Source organism: Pseudomonas sp. B28(2017), from assembly GCF_002113025.1.
GTDB lineage: Bacteria > Pseudomonadota > Gammaproteobacteria > Pseudomonadales > Pseudomonadaceae > Aquipseudomonas.
In genome coordinates this window covers 136,263-150,483 of record NZ_NEJH01000004.1, presented here as the reverse complement: position 1 = coordinate 150,483, position 14,221 = coordinate 136,263, and the positions used below count along the sequence as shown (strand labels likewise).

Sequence of the window (14,221 nt, the reverse complement as noted above, 5' to 3'; positions counted from 1 at the left end):
CTTGCAATGCGCTGAAGGCCGGTTAAGGTTCAGCTCAGGTTTATCTGCCCCACGAGTCTCTATGTCGATGCGCTCCACCCTCCAACCCCTCGCTTTCCTGCTGCTGGCTGGCACCGCTTTGTCGGCCCGTGCCGATTGGTACCTCGATGGTGAGTCTTCGCGCCTGTCGTTTGTCAGCACCAAAAACGCCAATGTCTCCGAAGTGCAGCGCTTTCTGGTGCTGCACGGCAAGGTCGATCCCGAGGGGCTGGCGCAGGTGGAAGTCGAACTGGAGTCGATCAATAGCGGCGTTCCGTTGCGCGATGAGCGCATGCGCAAGACACTGTTCCAGATCGACCGGTTTCCCGACGCCTTGATCACCACGAAAATCGATCTGCGCCCGATCAACGACCTCGCTCCCGGCGCACAACTGGAGTTGCGCCTGCCGCTGAAGGTCGACCTGCACGGCAAACAGCGCGAGTACCAGGCCCAACTGCTGGCGACCCGTCTGGATGACCGGCGCTTTCAGGTGGTGACCCTCGAGCCGCTGGTGATCAACGCCGAAGATTTCGATTTGGCTCCTGGCCTGGAAGCATTGCGCAAAATGGCCGACCTGTCGGCGATCAGTCTGTCGGTACCGGTGGGTGCGGTACTGATTTTCACGGCGCGTTGACATGGCCGGTCCGGTTTTTCCCTGGCGTGAAGGCAACCATTTCGAACTGCTGGTCGACGGTCCGCAGTTTTTTCCGCGAATGCTGGTGGCGATTGCCCGGGCTGAAGAGCAGGTCGAGCTGGAGCTGTATCTGGTGGAAGCGGGTGCCTGCGCCGAAGCCATGGTCCAGGCCTTGGTGCAGGCCGCCGAGCGCGGCGTGCGGGTGCGCTGCCTGTTCGATGATTACGGCAGCCTCGCCTTTACCCTGGCCTTGCGTCAGCGACTGATGTCCGCCGGTGTGGAGCTGCGTTTTTACAATCGCCTGAGTTGGCGACGTTGGGTAGGCAACTTTTATCGCGATCACCGCAAGCTGCTGCTGGTGGACCAGAGCCTGGCCGTGGTCGGCGGCACAGGCGTCACGGATGAGTTCTGGACGCCGGGCGAAGACGTCAGCGAATGGCACGAAGTGATGGTGGAAATCACCGGCCCGCTGGTGCTCGACTGGCAGCTGCTGTTCGATCGGCAGTGGATTGCCAACCGCCATCGACGTGCCTGGCGACCAGCCTCGCATTTCGGCTTGCCGCGGTTACCCCGTGTGCCGTCCCAAGGCGAGGGTATGGGGCGGGTGGCGTATGCCGACGCCCGTCAACACCGGGACATTCTGCAATCGCTGGTGCGCGCCCTGAACAGCGGCCATCGACGGATCTGGCTGGCTACGCCGTACTTTTTGCCGACCTGGAAAGTCCGCCGTTCCCTGCGCCGGGCGGCTGCCCGGGGCGTCGATGTGCGCTTGCTGCTGACCGGCCCCCGTACCGATCACCCATCCGTGCGTTATGCCGGACATCGCTACTACCCGCGACTGCTCAGGGCAGGGGTGAAGATCTACGAATACCAGCCGTGTTTCCTGCACTTGAAAATGGTCCTGATCGATGACTGGGTGAGCATCGGTTCGTGCAACTTCGATCACTGGAATCTGCGTTTCAACCTGGAAGCCAACCTGGAAGCACTGGACCCCGGATTGACCCAAGCGGTAGCCGCGAGTTTCGAGCGTGACTTCGCCCTGAGCCAGCAAGTCAGTCTGGAAGAATGGAAGCGGCGGCCACTGTGGCGGCGGGTAAAGCAGCGGGTGTGGGGATGGGTGGATCGGGTGGTGGTGAATCTGCTGGATCGGCGGGGTTGAATCCGACTTTCTCAACACCACAAAACCACTGTGGGAGCGAGCCTGCTCGCGAATGCGGTCGATCAGTCGACACGATTTTGACTGACACTCCGTCTTCGCGAGCAGGCTCGCTCCCACAGGGTTATTGCGGTGTCTCGGGATTACAGCAACTCAAAACTCTGCTGCGTCACGTCCTCTGAATCCAGGCCGATCTGCACATTGAACTTGCCCGGCTCTGCCGCGTACTTGAGCTGGGTGTTGTAGAACTTCAGGTCGTCCTCGGTGATGGTGAAGTGCACGACTTTTTGTTCGCCGGCCTTGATCATCACTTTCTGGAAGTTCTTCAGTTCCTTGATCGGGCGGATCATCGAGCCCGCTACGTCCTGGATGTACAACTGCACCACGGTTTCGCCGTCACGCTTGCCGGTGTTTTTCACCGTGACGCTGGCGTCGAGCTTGCCAGTCTTGTTCAGCGTGGTCGACGACAGCGCCATGTCGCTCAGGCTGAAGTTGGTGTAGCTCAGGCCATAGCCGAACGGGTACAGGGGACCTGTGGTGTCATCGAAATACTGCGAGGTGTAGTTGCCCGGTTTGCCCGGGGTGAACGGCCGGCCAATGGTCAGGTGGTTGTAGTAGGTCGGAATCTGGCCTACCGAGCGCGGGATGGTGATCGGCAGTTTGCCCGACGGGTTGTAGTCGCCGAACAGCACATCGGCGATGGCGTTGCCGCCCTCGGTGCCGGTGAACCAGGTTTCCAGGATCGCGTCGGCCTGTTCTTTCTCTTCGAGGATCGTCAGTGGGCGGCCGTTCATCAACACCAGCACCAGCGGTTTGCCGGTGGCTTTCAGGGCGCGGATCAGCTCGCGCTGGTTTTCCGGGATGTTCAGGTCGGTGCGGCTCGACGATTCGTGGGACATGCCACGGGATTCGCCAACCGCTGCGACCACGATGTCAGCATCCTTGGCTGCTTTCACTGCTTCATCGATCAGCACGTTCGCCGGGCGTGGGTCATCCACCACTTCCGGGGCGTCGAAGTTGAGGAAGTTCAGGTACCCGAGGATTTTCGGGTCGCTGGTGATGTTGGCGCCACGGGCGTAGATCAGTGTCGACTTGTCGCCCAGGGCGTTGGTCATGCCGTCGAACAGGGTCACCGATTGCGCCGGCCTACCGGCGGCAGCCCAGCTGCCCATCATGTCGATCGGCGCCTTGGCCAGCGGGCCGACCAAGGCGATTTTCGCGGTCTTCTTCAGTGGCAGGGTTTCGTTCCGGTTCTTCAGCAACACCATGCTGCGGCGCGCCACATCACGGGCCTCGGCACGGTGCAGGCGGCTGTCGGCGTAGGTGTCGGCCGGATCATCCTCGGCCTTGCCAATACGCAGGTACGGGTCCTTGAACAGGCCCATGTCGTACTTGGCTTCCAGTACCGCGCGCACGGCGTTGTCGATGTCGCTCTGCTGGATCTCGCCGGACTTCAGCAGCCCAGGCAGTTCTTTGCCATACAGGGTGTCGTTCATGCTCATGTGGATGCCGGCCTTGATCGCCAGCTTCGCCGCTTCGCGACCGTCGGCGGCAACGCCGTGCTTGATCAGCTCGAATATCGCCCCGTGGTCGCTGACCGCCAGGCCCTTGAAGCCCCATTCCTTGCGCAGCAGGTCGTTCATCAGCCAGGTGTTGGCCGTGGCCGGTACGCCGTTGATCGAGTTCAGCGCGACCATGACCCCGCCAGCGCCGGCATCGATGGCGGCGCGGTACGGCGGCAGGTAGTCCTGGTACATCTTGACCGGGCTCATGTCGACCACGTTGTAGTCGCGACCGCCCTCGACGGCGCCGTACAGGGCGAAGTGCTTGACGCTGGCCATGATGCTGTCGGCCGCGTTCGTGCCAGTACCCTGGAACGCCTTGACCATCACGCCGGCAATGCGCGACACCAGATAGGTGTCTTCGCCGAAGCCTTCGGAAGTACGGCCCCAACGCGGGTCGCGGGAGATGTCGACCATCGGCGCGAAGGTGATGTCGAGGCTGTCAGCCGCAGCTTCCTTGGCGGCGATGCGCCCGGACAGGCCGATGGCGTCCATGTCCCAGCTCGAGGCCAGGGCCAGCGGGATCGGGAAAATGGTGCGGTGGCCGTGGATCACGTCGTAGGCGAAGAACATAGGGATCTTCAGGCGGCTGCGCATGGCCGCGTCCTGCATCGGCCGGTTTTCGGGGCGGGTGATCGAGTTGAACGTACCGCCGATGTTGCCTGCCGCGATTTCCTTGCGGATCAGCTCCCGGGGCATTTCCGGGCCGATGCTGATCAGGCGCAACTGGCCGATTTTTTCATTGAGGGTCATTTGCTTCATCAGGTTGCTGACGAAGGCTTCCTTGTTCTCCAGAGGGGCGGGCGTCGTGGCGGCCAATACGTTATGACTGGCCAGGCTGACGAACATGCCCAGCAAACACAGCTTCTTCATGAATAGTTTTCTCAAGGGCCCAAGCGGCGATGTACACGCCGGCCAGCCAAAAATTAGGGAGCGTCTATTGTTGTTCGGGTGCCGGCTCAACAAACCAGAGCCAAAAACGACAGCCAGCGGGCGGATGCGTTTTTGCGCAGGGCCTCTTTTTAGCCCATCGGCCCGTTGCAATCCAGAGGCGCGGGCGATTATGCCCCAAGACCCGGCTCAGAAGGTTTCACGCTCGGTTTTTTCATGAAATGTACAAGGGAGCGTCATTCTGATGAATGTAAGTCCAACCTACCGTTTGCGTTTGCAGGTCGTCACGCTGCTGGTGCTGGCCACGTTGCTGACCGCCTGCGGGATCAACAACATCCCGACCCTCGACGAACAGGCCAAGGCCGCCTGGGGGCAGGTACAGAACCAGTATCAGCGGCGCGCCGACCTGATTCCCAATCTGGTGGAAACCGTCAAGGGCTACGCCAGGCATGAAGAAGAGACACTAACCGCGGTCATTGAGGCCCGGGCCAAGGCCACGTCGATCCAGGTGGATGCCTCGACCCTCGACAACCCGGAAAAACTCAAGCAGTACCAGCAGGCCCAGGATCAGCTCAGTGGTGCCTTGAGTCGTTTGATGGTGGTCTCCGAGCGTTATCCGGACCTCAAGGCCAATCAGAACTTTCTCGCCTTGCAATCACAGCTTGAAGGCACCGAGAACCGGATCAGCGTGGCCCGGCGTGATTTCATCCTTGCGGTGCAGAAGTACAACACCGAGATCCGTACGTTCCCTGGACGCCTGTGGCACAGCGTGATGTACAGCGACCTGTCGGTGCGCGAGACCTTCGAGGCCTCACCGGGTTCGGAAAAGGCCCCCGAGGTCAAATTCTGAACAGCGGTCATCGGCGTCACCACGCAAGAGGTTACCCATGCGCGTCCTGAAAACAGGCCTGTTGCTGTTGTTGTGGGTGGTGATGATCACGGCCCGGGCCGAACTGAGCTTCCCGGCGCTGACCGGCCGGGTGGTCGACAATGCGCAGATGATCGAGCCATCGGTGCGCGAGCAACTCACTCGGCAACTTCAGGCCCATGAGCAAGCCACCGGCGAACAGCTTGTGGTAGTGACTTTGCCGGATTTGCAAGGCACCGATATCGCCGACTTCGGTTATCAACTGGGTCGCCATTGGGGCATCGGGCAGAAGGGCAAGAACAACGGCGCCTTGCTGATCGTCGCCCGCAACGAGCACAAACTTCGCATCGAAGTCGGCTACGGCCTGGAGGACCGACTGACGGACGCCCAGAGTTCGGTGATCATCAACCGGGTCATCGCCCCGGCGTTCAAGACCGGCAACTTCAGTAAAGGCATCAGTGACGGCGTGGCGGCGATGCTGGTGGTGCTGGGCGGTAACCCCTTGGATGAACCCTCCACGGCGTATGAATCCAGAGGCGATCCGGGGGACGATTTTGTCTCGCGGCATCCCGGGTTGCTGGTGTTTTTGGTGATGTTGTTCATCCTGACTGTTTTTGTGTGCCAGATGCTCGGTATCCTTCCCGCCGGCCGGGGCGGCTCCGGTGGATCCGGGGGCAGCTTTGGCGGTGGTGGATTTGGCGGTGGCGGTGGAGGGGGAGGCTTCAGCGGCGGCGGGGGCAGTTTCGGCGGGGGTGGTTCGTCCGGCGGCTGGTGACAATAAAAACGAGCAGGCAATTCACGACATGGCATTACTGACTGAACACGAACAACGCAAAGTTGCCGAGGCAATTGCCCGGGTCGAGCGCGATACCGATGCAGAGCTGGTGACCGTGCTCGCGGCCCGCGCCGACGACTATGCGTATATCCCGTTGCTGTGGGCCAGCCTGCTGGCGCTGCTGGTGCCGGGCATCGTGCATTACCTCACTGGTTGGCTGACCATGCATAGCCTGCTGATGGTGCAATGGGCCATCTTCATCATCCTGTGCCTGGTGTTCCGCCTGCCGAAAGTCACCACCCGCCTGATCCCGCGCTCGGTGCGCCACTGGCGCGCCTCGAACCTGGCGCGCCGGCAGTTTCTGGAGCAGAACCTGCACCACACCGAAGGCCGCACCGGCGTGCTGATTTTTGTTTCCGAGGCCGAGCGTTATGTGGAGATCCTGGTGGATGAAGGGATATCCAGTCGCCTGGACAACAAGAACTGGAACGCGATCGTCGCCACGTTCACCCAGCAGGTGAAGCAGGGACAGACGCTGCAAGGGTTTATCAGTTGCATCGAAGCCTGCGGCGAACTGCTAAAGGTGCATGTACCCGTGACCCATGTGCGCAATGAGTTGCCGAACCGGTTGGTGGTGCTCGGCTAGGTCCTGGCATGGCGTTGTGTAGTGCTCGCCGCTACAACTCCCGTCAATTGTCCGGGTTCGGCCTTGTCGTCAGTATTTCTCTCTAACAGTGGATGCCCAGCGACGGGTGTTCTCATGTAGAGGGATTCTTATGTCAACCCAACAATCGAATGACTCTTTGGCACGGGTAGCTCCTGGCGAAGAGAAAAGTACGCCAACGGCGAAGCTGACGGCGAAAGAAACTCAAATCCTGATGTGGTGTTTCAAGGGCAAGACTTCCTGGGAAATCGCCAGGATCGAGAATTGCACGGAATCCACCGTCAATTTTCACTTCGCCAATATTCGACGAAAGTTCGACGTCAGCTCTCGCACTGGTGCATTGCTCAAGGCGATCGAGTCGGGAGCGATCCTCGTGGACTCGGTAGTTGCGCGAGGTGCGCATGAGCCTGACTGATTCGACCTACAACGGTATCAGTGGGCTGATGTTGGGAATGGGGATTGCCACACTGCCGGTAGTTGATGGCGAGGCGCTGTTCGGTGCAATGCTTGGCGCGTGGCTGGTCACTACCACTCGCACTGATTTCAAGGCCTGGCAGCGCATCGGCTCCTGGTTGCTGTCCGCCGGTGTCGGTTACCTCTTTACGCCTGTCGCGCATCCGCTGGCGCCTTTTCTGACAGCAGGCGTAACAGCCTTTCTTTGTGCGCTGATCGTTATTCCCATCAGCATCAAACTCATGCAATGGATCGATAGCGCCGGTATCGGCGAAATCATTCGACACCTGCGAGGGCGAAAATGACAGGTCGTGAAAGGGTTGCTTTGGCGGGGTGACAGACGTTACTCGCTGGAATCGTGAGTTCAGGCTGGCGTGTTGTCAGTGCGACGAATAACTTCATTGCCGGCAGGTCATCAAGTTTCATTCGAAGGTTTAAGTGTCGCCAGAATAGAGGCCATTTCGGAAAGTCTGAGTTCCATATCGCGCAGTCGTTGTTTTTCCTCGAGTGCGTTTTGTATGGCGCAGCGATCATCTTCGCCGAGCAGCCGCCAGAGCGCGAGAATGGTGTTTTCCCGTGTTGTGCTTTCCTGATTGGCTTCCGAGGAATCAGTAACTTTTTGTCTCAGAGTCGGCCCTTCACCCAGCAGCAGCCAGTCAAGGGATATTCCCCGGGCTTGGGCAATTTCTACGCATAATGAGTATGGTGTGCTGTCGCGGCCGCGCCAACTACTAAGGGTTTGCGGGCTGATCTTTAGCGCGGAGGATAAAGAAGCATCGGTTTTTGTACCAGTAACTTGCTTCAGGCGAGCCAGAACAGCTTGTGATTTTTTGCTACGCAATTTGAGCCTCTTCCTTTTGACATATGCTTTTTGAGTGCCTAATTTATGCGTAATGAGTACTTTTTTTCTTGTAAGTAATCAATCATTAAAGATGAGTCAGAAGAATACTATGTCGAAACTTCCTAATGGTATCAGGGTGATTTCCTACGAGCTTGGCTCAAACCCATTACAGGTCTGCCCGATGCATTTCCTTATGTCTGGCAGGCACTGCTCACAAGGCCGGAATACCACAAAGAACTTATCAAACAGTATTGCGTTTGATCAGGTTGATTGCCACCCAATGACCGCCGGGAGTCAAGCATGAGTACTTATAAAATGGTGTGCCCGCACTGCTTGAACAGGATGCGTATCCGCACCAGTGAGGGCCGACATATTTTCCTGCGGGTGGCGTACCTGCAATGTACGTCGGAAGCGTGCGGCTGGTCGGTACGCGCCGAATTTGAAATGACCCATGAACTTTCGCCTAGTGGCATGCCCAATCCGGCGGTACGCCTGCCTTGCGCCGGACCCGATTTGCGCCGTGCCGCCGGGCCTGTTGCAGTCAGTCCTGCCACGCCAGAAGTGCCGCAGGAGAGGTGAACATGAAGGTCATCGATCAAGATGCAGATCTGAATGAGGAGCTATTGGCTATAGCCCAGGCGTTTCTGGGGCGTCATGAAAGTGAAGGGGGGAGCGATGATCAAGTCCTGTTTTGTCGTGCGGTGAAGCATTTGCAGAATATGGATGTACCGATGCACCTGGCGGAAAGGCTGGTTAGCCATGCCTACGGCGTACTCAAATCGTGCAACGACCGTCGTCGTCTGGACATTGATGCAAGTTCCGAAACGGTTGCCGTGGTGACTGATCCCGCCAACGGGCTGACCTGGGCAGTACCAGTGGGGCTGATCGTCAAACACATCATCAATTCGCCGAACAGCCGCAGGCTTCGACTGGTGGAACCCTGAGGTTTCAAAGGTTGTATCGAGGTCCTGGGCCGCATGGCTGGGACCTGCCACAAAATAACCCCGTGCCCAAAGTCCTCGTCCCCCTTAAAATACCGGCATTCTTCGATTTGCATCGCCCTGAGGCCGTTTTTCCATGTCTGTCACCGCCACTCCCGCCAGCCTCGTGCCGGATCATCACGCCCAGTTCATCGACCTGCTGCAGACCAGCATCGAGCACAATGCGTTCATCAAACTGGTGCTGGCCAAGTACGCGGGGGATGAAACGGACCTGCAGCGGATCATCATCAAGCCGGTGACGGTCAAGGCGCAGCCTTGCCTGTCTTTTGTCTACCGCTACAAGACTCGCGATATCACCAAGAACCTGCCGCTGGCCGAAGGCGTGGCGAGCATTGCCGGGCTGCTGCCGGCGTCGTTCAAAAATGCGCATTTATTGTCGTTGACCGACGAAGCCCAGCTCGAATACAGCAAAAAGGGCAAGTCATCGCTGTTCAAGAGCAAACCTCAGCAATTGCGCGAAGTGCCAACGGCCGAGCACAACCGTGAGAAAAACCGTTTTCTTGACCTGAGCCGGCCGTTTCTCACCGACCTGGGGGTGACCAACAAGCAGCATGAGTTGATCCCGGCGATGTCGCGCAAGTGGAAGCAGATCAACAAGTTCATCGAAGTGTTCAGCCATGCGCTGACCTCGTCACCCCTGGCACTGGACAAACCGGTGCGTGTAGCAGACTTCGGTTCGGGCAAGGGGTACCTGACCTTCGCCATCCACGATTACCTGCGCAACACCTTGAAGGCCGAAGGCGAAGTGACCGGCGTCGAGCTGCGTGAAGACATGGTCACCCTGTGCAACGCGGCGGCCGCCAGGCTTGAACACCCCGGCCTGGTGTTCAAGTGCGGTGACGTGCGCAGCGTGGCACCGAGCGAGCTGGACGTGATGATCGCCCTGCATGCCTGCGATATCGCCACCGACTATGCGATCCACACCGGGATACGCTCCGGCGCGGCGATCATCATGTGCTCACCGTGCTGCCACAAACAGATCCGCCTGCAAATCCAGAGCCCGGCGTTGCTCAAGCCGATGCTGCAATACGGCTTGCACCTGGGCCAGCAGGCGGAGATGGTCACCGACAGTTTACGCGCGTTGTTCCTTGAGGCCTGCGGCTACGAGACCAAGGTGTTCGAGTTCATCTCGCTGGACCACACCAACAAGAACAAGATGATCCTGGCGGTCAAGCGCGCCGAGCCGGTCGATCCGGCTCAACTGTTGGCGAAAATCCAGGCGTTGAAGGACTTCTACCACATCACCGAGCATTGCCTGGAAACGTTGCTGCGCGCTGACGGTCACCTCCCATAGCTGGTTTGATCGCGGTCTTGCGTCCCAGCATCACCGTCACGATCACCCCGCCAGCAAATAGCCAGGTAATCGGCTCCACATGTTCACCGAAGAACAGTGCCGAGAAGGCGATGGTGAAGAAAATCTGCAGCAACTGGATCTGACTGACCCGGGCAATGCCGCCCATGGCCAGCCCGGCGTACCAGGCGAAGAAGCCGATGAACTGCGAAAATAGCGAGACGTAGCCGAAGGCCCACCAGGTCTTGGCGGAAATCTCGCCCTGATGTTGCAGCGCCAGATACACCACCGGGCCGATCAGCAGCGGCGTCGACAGCACCAGCGCCCAGCAGATCACCTGCCAGCCACCCATCTCCCTGGCCAGTCGACCTCCCTCGGCGTACCCCAGTCCACCCACTGCAATGGCGCCAAGCATCAGCAAGTCACCGGCCTGAATACTGCCGGCACCGCTGATCAGTGCATAACCGAGCACCAACGCACTGCCCAATGCGGCACAGCCCCAGAAGGCTTTCGAAGGTCGTTCGTGGGACAACCACGCGGCGTACAGCGCCACGCACAGCGGCTGTAAACCGTTGACCAGCGCGCCGTGGGACGCCGGCAAGGTTTGCATGGCCCAGGCCGACAATACCGGGAAACCCAGGATCACCCCGGCCATCACCAGCGACAGGCCTTTTACCTGTTTCCAGGTCGGCCATTTTTCCCGGTGCCACAACAACAGTAACGCCGCCGGAACCGCCGCAAACAGTGCCCGGCCCAGGCCATTGAGCAGCGGGTGGAGTTCCTGCACGACAATCCGCGTGAAGGGCAGGGTGAGGCTGAAGATCACAACGCCGAGCAGGCCCAGGGCCATGCCGGTGTTTTCGCGCGAGGACATGATGGCAACCAGATTCATGGGGGGAGAGATGTCGTTATCTAGCCATAAACCTGGGGTAAGCCGCTGTTACAGCTAGGTGCAGAGTTATCCGTACAGTTTTGGGGTCTCTTCGCGAGCAGGCTCGCTCCCACAGGAGTTGCGTCGTTCTTGTGGGAGCGGACCTGCTCGCGAAGAACGATTACACGGTAGTAGCTGGTTATTACCCACTCCAACGAAATCGGACTACCTTGAATACTCCTGCACGCCCACTTCCAGAGGAGTCCTCCCCATGGCTGCGAAAAAAATTCTGATGCTGGTCGGTGATTACGTCGAAGACTATGAAGTGATGGTGCCGTTCCAGGCGTTGCTGATGGTCGGCCACACAGTGCACGCTGTTTGCCCGGACAAAACCGCCGGCCAGACTGTGCGCACGGCGATCCATGACTTTGAAGGCGACCAGACCTACAGTGAAAAACCCGGTCACCTGTTTGCCCTCAACTTCGATTTCGCCAAGGTCAACGCCGCCGATTATGATGCCGTGTTGATTCCGGGCGGCCGTGCGCCGGAGTACCTGCGCCTGAACGAAAAGGTCCTGGAGCTGGTGCGCGCATTCGACAGGGCCGGTAAACCGATCGCCGCCGTGTGTCATGGTGCGCAGTTGCTGGCGGCAGCGGGTGTTCTCGAAGGTCGCGAATGCAGCGCTTATCCGGCCTGCGCTCCGGAAGTGCGGCTGGCGGGCGGTACGTATATCGAAATTCCGGTGACGGACGGCCATGTTCAGGGCAATCTGGCCACGGCTCCGGCCTGGCCTGCGCACCCGAACTGGCTGGCCGGATTCCTGGGGCTGCTGGGTACCAGGATCATGCTGTAGCGAGGGACATGTCCATGTGCGAGCTGTACGTCAAAGCCGACCCGATTCTTTACGAATCGCGCTCCCGCTCGCTGCGCATCTGCGGTGTGGTCACCACCCTGCGGCTGGAAAATCAGTTCTGGGACATCCTCAGCGAAATCGCCGAGGTTGATGGTATGACTACCAATCAGTTGATCGCCAAGCTGTATGAAGAGGTGATGGACTATCGCGGCGAAGTGGTCAATTTCGCCTCGTTCTTGCGGGTGAGTTGTACGCGGTATCTGAGTCAGCGCCGGACTCAGGTGCCGGAGTTGTCGGTGGTGCGGGCAGTGGTGAAGTAGTCAAAACTGCGTCGCCCCCTTCGCGGGCAAGCCGTACAGGCGACAGAAATCCCGGCTTGGTCTTTACTCTGAAGCGCGCAACCTCTCAATCGCCAAGGAGAAAAAGCATGTCCGGATGGTATGAAGTAAGCAAAAGCAGCAATGGCCAGTTCAGGTTTGTGCTCAAGGCGGCCAACGCCGAGACCATTCTGACCAGCGAGCTGTACACCACCCACGCCGCCGTCGGCAAAGGCATCGCCTCGGTCCAGGCCAACAGCCCGCTGGATGAGCGTTACGAGAAGAAAACCACCAAGGATGGCCATCCGTATTTCAACCTCAAGGCGGGTAACCACGAGATCATCGGCAGCAGCGAGGCCTATTCCTCTGATGCGGCCATGGAGAAAGGCATCGCCAGCGTGAAGGCTAATGGCCCGAGCAAAGTGGTCAAGGACAAGACGTTGCCGGTGCTTTGAGATCAACACACATCCCTTGTGTGCGGTCTTGCTCGCGAAGGCGTCCGAATGAACGCTGCAAATCTTTCAGGATTAGTGCACTTCGCCCGCCTTCAACCCCTCCGGCAATTTCCTGGTCAACAACACCGCCACCATGCTGATCCCCAGCGCAATCCCGACAAAATGAAATGCATCGTTGTAGGCCATGATCGACGCCTGTTGATGGGCTATCTCGCTGAGCTTGCCCAGTGCCGCCGTTTCGTTGCCCAGCGTGTTGGTCAACGATGCCAGGCGTTCAGCCACCTGCGGATTGCTCGGCACGATGGATTCACGCAGGTAGTCAAAGTAAACCTTGGTCCGCGCATCCAGCAGTGTGGCGAGCAGGGCGATGCCGATGGCTCCGCCGAGGTTGCGCAGGATGTTGAACAGGCTCGACGCCGAGCCGGCATCCTGGGGCAGGATGTAGGAGGTGGCGATCAGCGAGATGGTCACCATGATCATCGGTTGCCCCAGGGCGCGGATGATCTGGATCTGATTGAACTGTGGCCCGGCAAAGTCCGGGTTCAGCACCCCCGAAGAAAAACTCGCCAACCCGAACAGCCCGAAGCCCAGCGTACATAGCCATTTCGGCGAGACAAATTTCATCAGCTTGGGCACCAGCGGAATCAGAAACAGTTGTGGCACGCCCATCCACATGATCACTTCGCCGATCTGCAGGGCGTTGTAGTTCTGGATCTGCGCTAGGTATAGCGGCAACAGGTAGATCGAGCCGTACAGCCCGACTCCCATCCCGACGCTGGAAATACTGGATAAGCCGAAGTTGCGGTTGCCGAGGATGCCGAGGTTGATCAGCGGATTGGGTTTGGAAAACTGCACGATCACAAAGGTGATCAGACTGACCAGCGCAATGCTGCCCAGGGTCACGATCAGGCTCGACTCCAGCCAGTCCTTGCGATGACCTTCCTCCAGAAACACCTGCAGGCAGCCGAGCCCGACGCCGAGGGTGAGAATGCCGGCGTAGTCAGTGCTTTTCAGTAATTCCCAGTGCGCTTGTTTTTTCTCCAGGCCGTACATCAGGCCGGCGATCATGATCAGGCCGGGCGGGATGTTGATGTAGAAGATGTATTCCCAGCCCCAGTTCTCCGTCAGCCAGCCACCGAGAGTCGGGCCGATGGAGGGGGCGAAGGTGGCGGTCATGGCGAACATGGCCATGCCTTTGGCGCGGTGGTGTTCCGGGAGCTTGGTCAGGGTCAGGGTGAATGCCAGTGGAATCAGCGCGCCGCCGGTAAACCCTTGCAGGGCGCGAAACACGATCATGCTTTCCAGGCTCCAGGCCATGGAGCAGAGCAGGGAGGCCGCGAGAAACCCGAGGGACACCCAAACCGCCAGGCGCCGCGCCGACAGCAACTGCACGAGCCAGGCGGTGAGCGGGATCATGATGATTTCCGCCACCAGGTAGGAGGTGGAAATCCACGAGCCTTCTTCCAGGGTTGCCGACAGCGCGCCCTGGATATCCTTGAGCGAGGAGTTGGTGATCTGGATGTCCAGCACCGCCATGAAGGCGCCGAGCATCACGCTCATCACCGCGATCC

Annotated in this window: 17 protein-coding genes; 13 read left to right on the top strand and 4 right to left on the bottom strand. The window is 59.2% G+C overall.

Features of this window, described 5'->3' with window-relative positions:
• The first annotated feature begins 61 nt into the window (after positions 1-61).
• Both CAF65_RS13370 and CAF65_RS13365 read left to right on the top strand, forming a co-directional pair.
• A complete protein-coding gene (locus CAF65_RS13370) occupies positions 62-652 on the top strand; it encodes a YceI family protein (protein ID WP_085716686.1) in 591 nt (196 codons plus the stop codon).
• 1 nt (position 653) lies between these two features.
• Positions 654-1,811, top strand: coding sequence for a phosphatidylserine/phosphatidylglycerophosphate/cardiolipin synthase family protein (locus CAF65_RS13365; protein WP_085716685.1), 1,158 nt, complete (start codon positions 654-656; stop codon positions 1,809-1,811).
• 140 nt (positions 1,812-1,951) lie between these two features.
• Here CAF65_RS13365 and bglX read toward each other — a convergent pair whose 3' ends face one another.
• Positions 1,952-4,243, bottom strand: coding sequence for a beta-glucosidase BglX (bglX, locus tag CAF65_RS13360; RefSeq protein ID WP_085716684.1), 2,292 nt, complete (start codon positions 4,241-4,243; stop codon positions 1,952-1,954).
• Positions 4,244-4,505: 262 nt separating this feature from the next.
• Between bglX and CAF65_RS13355 the strand changes: the two genes are divergently transcribed.
• The 5 genes from CAF65_RS13355 (at position 4,506) to CAF65_RS13335 (ending at position 7,326) form a co-directional block, all read left to right on the top strand.
• Entirely contained in the window at positions 4,506-5,111 is a 606-nt protein-coding gene (locus tag CAF65_RS13355; protein ID WP_085716683.1) for a LemA family protein, read from the top strand.
• A 37-nt stretch (positions 5,112-5,148) separates the two neighbouring features.
• The gene (locus CAF65_RS13350; RefSeq protein ID WP_085716682.1) at positions 5,149-5,904 is read left to right on the top strand and encodes a YgcG family protein; all 756 of its coding nucleotides are present in this window, start codon (positions 5,149-5,151) and stop codon (positions 5,902-5,904) included.
• Positions 5,905-5,932: 28 nt separating this feature from the next.
• Positions 5,933-6,550, top strand: a complete 618-nt coding sequence (locus CAF65_RS13345; protein ID WP_085716681.1) for a TPM domain-containing protein — start codon at positions 5,933-5,935, stop codon at positions 6,548-6,550.
• A gap of 130 nt (positions 6,551-6,680) precedes the next feature.
• Entirely contained in the window at positions 6,681-6,983 is a 303-nt protein-coding gene (locus tag CAF65_RS13340; RefSeq protein WP_085716680.1) for a helix-turn-helix domain-containing protein, read from the top strand.
• The gene (locus CAF65_RS13335) at positions 6,970-7,326 is read left to right on the top strand and encodes a putative holin (protein ID WP_057400766.1); all 357 of its coding nucleotides are present in this window, start codon (positions 6,970-6,972) and stop codon (positions 7,324-7,326) included. Before CAF65_RS13340 ends, CAF65_RS13335 begins: the two co-directional genes overlap by 14 nt.
• 110 nt (positions 7,327-7,436) lie before the next feature.
• Here the strand turns inward: CAF65_RS13335 and CAF65_RS13330 are convergent, their stop codons facing one another.
• On the bottom strand, positions 7,437-7,862 hold the full coding sequence (locus CAF65_RS13330; RefSeq protein WP_178076689.1) for a helix-turn-helix domain-containing protein: 426 nt from the start codon (positions 7,860-7,862) through the stop codon (positions 7,437-7,439).
• A 300-nt stretch (positions 7,863-8,162) separates the two neighbouring features.
• Between CAF65_RS13330 and CAF65_RS13325 the strand changes: the two genes are divergently transcribed.
• The 3 genes from CAF65_RS13325 (at position 8,163) to CAF65_RS13315 (ending at position 10,157) form a co-directional block, all read left to right on the top strand.
• Positions 8,163-8,441, top strand: coding sequence for an ogr/Delta-like zinc finger family protein (locus CAF65_RS13325; protein WP_085716679.1), 279 nt, complete (start codon positions 8,163-8,165; stop codon positions 8,439-8,441).
• 2 nt (positions 8,442-8,443) lie between these two features.
• A complete protein-coding gene (locus tag CAF65_RS13320; RefSeq protein ID WP_085716678.1) occupies positions 8,444-8,806 on the top strand; it encodes a hypothetical protein in 363 nt (120 codons plus the stop codon).
• A gap of 133 nt (positions 8,807-8,939) precedes the next feature.
• Positions 8,940-10,157, top strand: coding sequence for an SAM-dependent methyltransferase (locus tag CAF65_RS13315; RefSeq protein ID WP_085716677.1), 1,218 nt, complete (start codon positions 8,940-8,942; stop codon positions 10,155-10,157).
• Here CAF65_RS13315 and CAF65_RS13310 read toward each other — a convergent pair.
• On the bottom strand, positions 10,105-11,028 hold the full coding sequence (locus tag CAF65_RS13310; protein WP_085717050.1) for a DMT family transporter: 924 nt from the start codon (positions 11,026-11,028) through the stop codon (positions 10,105-10,107). The genes CAF65_RS13315 and CAF65_RS13310 overlap by 53 nt on opposite strands.
• Positions 11,029-11,296: 268 nt before the next feature.
• Here CAF65_RS13310 and CAF65_RS13305 point away from each other — a divergent pair, with 268 nt between their 5' ends.
• From CAF65_RS13305 to CAF65_RS13295, 3 genes are all read left to right on the top strand, one after another.
• Positions 11,297-11,878 carry a DJ-1/PfpI family protein gene (locus CAF65_RS13305; protein ID WP_085716676.1) on the top strand — a complete coding sequence of 194 codons (582 nt, stop codon included), beginning with the start codon at positions 11,297-11,299 and terminating at the stop codon, positions 11,876-11,878.
• A 14-nt stretch (positions 11,879-11,892) separates the two neighbouring features.
• Complete coding sequence (locus CAF65_RS13300) at positions 11,893-12,198, top strand: ribbon-helix-helix domain-containing protein (RefSeq protein ID WP_007982997.1); 306 nt, start codon at positions 11,893-11,895, stop codon at positions 12,196-12,198.
• Between the two features lie 107 nt (positions 12,199-12,305).
• A complete protein-coding gene (locus CAF65_RS13295) occupies positions 12,306-12,650 on the top strand; it encodes a YegP family protein (protein ID WP_085716675.1) in 345 nt (114 codons plus the stop codon).
• Between the two features lie 72 nt (positions 12,651-12,722).
• Here CAF65_RS13295 and CAF65_RS13290 read toward each other — a convergent pair whose 3' ends face one another.
• The gene (locus tag CAF65_RS13290) at positions 12,723-14,213 is read right to left on the bottom strand and encodes an MDR family MFS transporter (RefSeq protein ID WP_178076698.1); all 1,491 of its coding nucleotides are present in this window, start codon (positions 14,211-14,213) and stop codon (positions 12,723-12,725) included.
• Between the last annotated feature and the right edge of the window lie 8 nt (positions 14,214-14,221).